This is a genomic window from Allobosea sp., from assembly GCF_017308015.1.
In the GTDB taxonomy this organism is placed as follows: domain Bacteria; phylum Pseudomonadota; class Alphaproteobacteria; order Rhizobiales; family Beijerinckiaceae; genus Allobosea.
Genome location: NZ_JAFKFW010000039.1, coordinates 1 through 3699, shown reverse-complemented (window position 1 = coordinate 3699; position 3699 = coordinate 1). Strand labels below are relative to the sequence as shown.

Here is a 3699-nt window from a genome sequence, read left to right as displayed (position 1 = left end):
CGACCACCGGAAGGAGACGACGTCATGCTGCAATTGCGCCCGAACTGCGAATGCTGCGACCGCGATCTGCCGCCGCACTCGCGCGACGCCCTGATCTGCACCTTCGAATGCACGTTTTGCAGCGACTGCGTCGAGACACGCTTCGCCGGCACCTGTCCGAATTGCGGTGGTGAACTGGTGCGCCGGCCTGTCAGGCCGCAGAGAATGCTCGCGACATACCCGGCCTCGACCGAACGTCTCCGCAAGCCGCACCCGCCATGCGTGGCGGTGTGAGGATCCTGCGAGCCTCCCCGGACGTTGAACGTGCACAGGATGAGAACATCATGAGCGACAACCAACGCTTTCTCTGCGAAGCCATCGAACTCGCACGCGCCAATCTGGAAAACGGCGGCCGTCCTTTCGGCGCTGTGATCGTCAAGGATGGCGCAGTCGTCGCCACCGGCGTCAACGAGATCCTGAAGACCAACGACCCCACCGCCCACGCCGAGCTGACGGCGATCCGCGCCGCCAGCGCAAAACTCGGCTCACCCAGCCTTGCGGGCTGCGCGGTCTATGCCAGTGGCCATCCCTGCCCGATGTGCATGGCCGCGATGCGCCTCGCCGGCATAGGCGAAGTCTATTACGCCTATTCCAACGACGATGGCGCGCCGCACGGGCTCTCGACAGCGGCAATCTATGCCGATCTGGCAAAGCCCTTTGCCGAGCAGTCGATGAAGATCCGCTACCTTCCGGTCAGGCCGGTTTCAGGCCCGGATCTCTATGCCGAATGGGCGAAGCGGCAAACAAAGGCATAGGGCGCGCTCGAGACGCTGCCGCCGGCCAGGACGGAAGCAGGGCGAGCCTCAGCTCGCCTGCTTCACCGCGATGCCCTTCTCTTCGAAGAGCGCCTGCAATTCGCCGGCCTGGAACATCTCGCGAGCGATGTCGCAGCCGCCGACGAACTCGCCCTTGACGTAGAGCTGCGGGATCGTCGGCCAGTTCGAATAGGCCTTGATGCCCTCGCGGATTTCCTGGTCCTCGAGCACGTTCACGCCCTTATAAGGCACGCCGATATAGCCGAGGATCTGCGCGACCTGGCCGGAGAAGCCGCACATCGGGAACTGCGGCGTGCCCTTCATGAACAGCACCACGTCGTTGTTCTTCACTTCCGCTTCGATGCGGGCATTGACGTCGGACATCGTCTCTCTCCTGAAGCGGGTTCAAGGCCCGCCGGATGGTATCGTTCTAATCTTGGGGAACGCTGGTCGTCAGCGCAAGAGCGTGCAGCACGCCGCCCATATTCCCCTGGAGCGCGGCATAGACCATCTGGTGCTGCTGCACCCGGGTCTTGCCCTTGAAGGCGGCCGAGACGACGGTCGCGGCATAGTGGTCGCCGTCGCCGGCCAGATCCTTGATCTCGATCGCCGCATCCGGCAGCGCCGCCTTGATCATGCGCTCGATCTCGTGCGCGTCCATCGCCATGGTCGAACTCCTCAGGCCGCCTTGCCGGCCATGTAGGACGGCAGCCAGTCTTCATGAATCTTGCGGAGATCGGCGATCGCCAGAGCGGGCTCGCCCGGAAGGCTGAGCGAAGCACCGCCCGTCTTGCCGATGGCGAGCGCCGGCACGCCGGCAGCCTTCGCCGCCGCGATCACGGCCTCGGCCTGGGCCACCGGAACCGCCAGGACATAGCGGGCCTGATCCTCGCCGAAGAGCGCGGCATGGGCAGGGCCCGCCGGCAGCGTCTCGATCGTGGCACCGATGCCCTTGGCCATCGCCATCTCGGCAAGCGCCACGGCCAGACCGCCATCCGACAGGTCGTGGCAGGTCGTGACCTTGCTACCCGCGATCAGCCCGCGCACGAAATCGCCGTTGCGGCGCTCGATCGCGAGATCGACCGGCGGCGGGGCGCCCTCCTCGCGGCCGCAGACGGTCGCGAGATAGGCGCTCTGGCCGAGCCAGCCGGCGGTCTCGCCGATCAGGATGATCGCCTCGCCCTCGGTCTTGAAGGCGACGGTCGCATGCTTCGTGACGTCGGCCATGACGCCGACGCCGCCGATGGTCGGGGTCGGCAGGATCGAGATGCCGTTGGTTTCGTTGTAGAGCGAGACGTTGCCGGAGACGACGGGGAAGTCGAGCGCCTTGCAGGCTTCGCCGATGCCGCGGATGCAGCCGACGAACTGGCCCATGACTTCCGGCTTTTCGGGATTGCCGAAATTCAGATTGTCGGTGATCGCGAGCGGGGTCGCCCCCGTCGCGGTCAGGTTGCGCCAGGCTTCGGCGACCGCCTGCTTGCCGCCTTCGAACGGATCGGCCTCGCAATAGCGCGGCGTCACGTCGGCGGTCATCGCCAGGCCCTTCGGCCCGTCCTCGATGCGGATTACGCCGGCATCGCCGCCCGGCGTCACCGCGGAGTTGCCAAGGATCAGCGTGTCGTACTGCTCCCAGATCCAGCGCTTGGAGGACAGGTCCGGCGAGCCGATCAGCTTCTTCAGCGCCTCGGCATTGCTGCAAGGCGGCGTCACGCTCTCGGCCGCGATGCGCTGCTGCGGCGCGGTCTCGATCCAGGGCCGGTCGTATTCGGGAGCCTCGTCGCCGAGCTCCTTGATCGGCAGGTCGGCCATGACCTCGCCCTGATGCTTCACGACGAAGCGCAGCGTGTCGGTGGTGTGGCCGATGACGGCGAAGTCCAGGCCCCATTTCTTGAAGATCGCCTCGGCGGCGTCCTCATGGCCGGGCTTGATCACCATGAGCATGCGCTCCTGGCTCTCCGACAGCATCATCTCATAGGCGCTCATGCCCTCCTCGCGGCAGGGCACCTTGTCGAGGTCGAGCTCGACGCCGAGATCGCCCTTGGCGCCCATCTCGACGGCCGAGCAGGTCAGGCCGGCGGCGCCCATGTCCTGGATCGCGTCGACATGGCCGGCGGCCATGATCTCGAGGCAGGCTTCGAGCAGCAGCTTCTCGGCGAAGGGGTCGCCGACCTGCACGGTCGGACGCTTCTCCTCCGACTTGTCGTCGAATTCGGCCGAGGCCATCGTCGCGCCATGGATGCCGTCGCGGCCGGTCTTGGAGCCGAGATAGACGATCGCTTTACCGACGCCGGAGGCCTTGGCGTAGAAGATCTCGTCGGCCTTGGCGATGCCGACCGCCATGGCGTTGACGAGGATGTTGCCGTCATAGCGCGTGTGGAAGCCGGTGGCGCCGCCGACATTCGGCACGCCGAAGGAATTGCCATAGCCACCGATGCCGGCAACGACGCCGGAGACGAGATGGCGGGTCTTCGGATGATCGGGCGAGCCGAAGCGCAGCGCGTCGAGCACCGCGATCGGACGCGCGCCCATCGTGAAGACGTCGCGCAGGATGCCGCCGACGCCCGTCGTCGCGCCCTGATAGGGCTCGATGAAGGACGGGTGGTTGTGGCTTTCCATCTTGAAGACGATGGCGGTGCCCTCGCCGATATCGATGACGCCGGCATTCTCGCCCGGTCCCTGGATCACCCATGGCGCCTTGGTCGGCAGCGTCTTCAGATGGATCTTCGACGACTTGTAGGAGCAGTGCTCGTTCCACATCGCCGAGACGATGCCGAGCTCGGTGATCGTCGGCTCGCGGCCGATCAGATGCAGGAAGCGCTGGTACTCGTCCGGCTTCAGGCCGTGCTCGGCGACGAGCTGCGGGGTGATCTTGATGTCGTTCGGAATCACGGGCTCAGGGTTCCTG

5 protein-coding genes are annotated in these 3699 nt (G+C 65.9%); 2 read left to right on the top strand and 3 right to left on the bottom strand.

What is annotated here, in order from left to right; genetic code table 11:
• Positions 1-24: 24 nt before the first annotated feature.
• Both J0I42_RS22785 and J0I42_RS22780 read left to right on the top strand, forming a co-directional pair.
• Positions 25-273: a DUF1272 domain-containing protein gene (locus tag J0I42_RS22785; protein ID WP_291658349.1), complete on the top strand. Its 249-nt coding sequence runs from the start codon at positions 25-27 to the stop codon at positions 271-273.
• A 50-nt stretch (positions 274-323) separates the two neighbouring features.
• Positions 324-794, top strand: coding sequence for a nucleoside deaminase (locus J0I42_RS22780; RefSeq protein WP_291658346.1), 471 nt, complete (start codon positions 324-326; stop codon positions 792-794).
• A gap of 48 nt (positions 795-842) precedes the next feature.
• On the opposite strand, the gene grxD is transcribed toward J0I42_RS22780, so the two are convergent.
• Genes grxD through purL form a run of 3 tightly spaced genes read right to left on the bottom strand, consistent with a single transcriptional unit; the run spans position 843 to position 3683 of the window.
• Complete coding sequence (gene grxD, locus J0I42_RS22775) at positions 843-1178, bottom strand: Grx4 family monothiol glutaredoxin (RefSeq protein ID WP_291658342.1); 336 nt, start codon at positions 1176-1178, stop codon at positions 843-845.
• A 46-nt stretch (positions 1179-1224) separates the two neighbouring features.
• Positions 1225-1461 carry a BolA family protein gene (locus tag J0I42_RS22770; RefSeq protein WP_061970071.1) on the bottom strand — a complete coding sequence of 79 codons (237 nt, stop codon included), beginning with the start codon at positions 1459-1461 and terminating at the stop codon, positions 1225-1227.
• Positions 1462-1472: 11 nt separating this feature from the next.
• Positions 1473-3683: a phosphoribosylformylglycinamidine synthase subunit PurL gene (gene purL, locus J0I42_RS22765; protein WP_291658347.1), complete on the bottom strand. Its 2211-nt coding sequence runs from the start codon at positions 3681-3683 to the stop codon at positions 1473-1475.
• Between the last annotated feature and the right edge of the window lie 16 nt (positions 3684-3699).

Excerpts from the sequence above, each read along its gene's own strand:
- J0I42_RS22785 (WP_291658349.1), top strand. The coding sequence starts at position 25 with ATGCTGCAATTGCGCCCGAACTGCGAATGCTGCGACCGCGATCTGCCG.
- grxD (WP_291658342.1), bottom strand. The coding sequence starts at position 1,178 with ATGTCCGACGTCAATGCCCGCATCGAAGCGGAAGTGAAGAACAACGAC.
- J0I42_RS22780 (WP_291658346.1), top strand. The coding sequence starts at position 324 with ATGAGCGACAACCAACGCTTTCTCTGCGAAGCCATCGAACTCGCACGC.
- J0I42_RS22770 (WP_061970071.1), bottom strand. The coding sequence starts at position 1,461 with ATGGCGATGGACGCGCACGAGATCGAGCGCATGATCAAGGCGGCGCTG.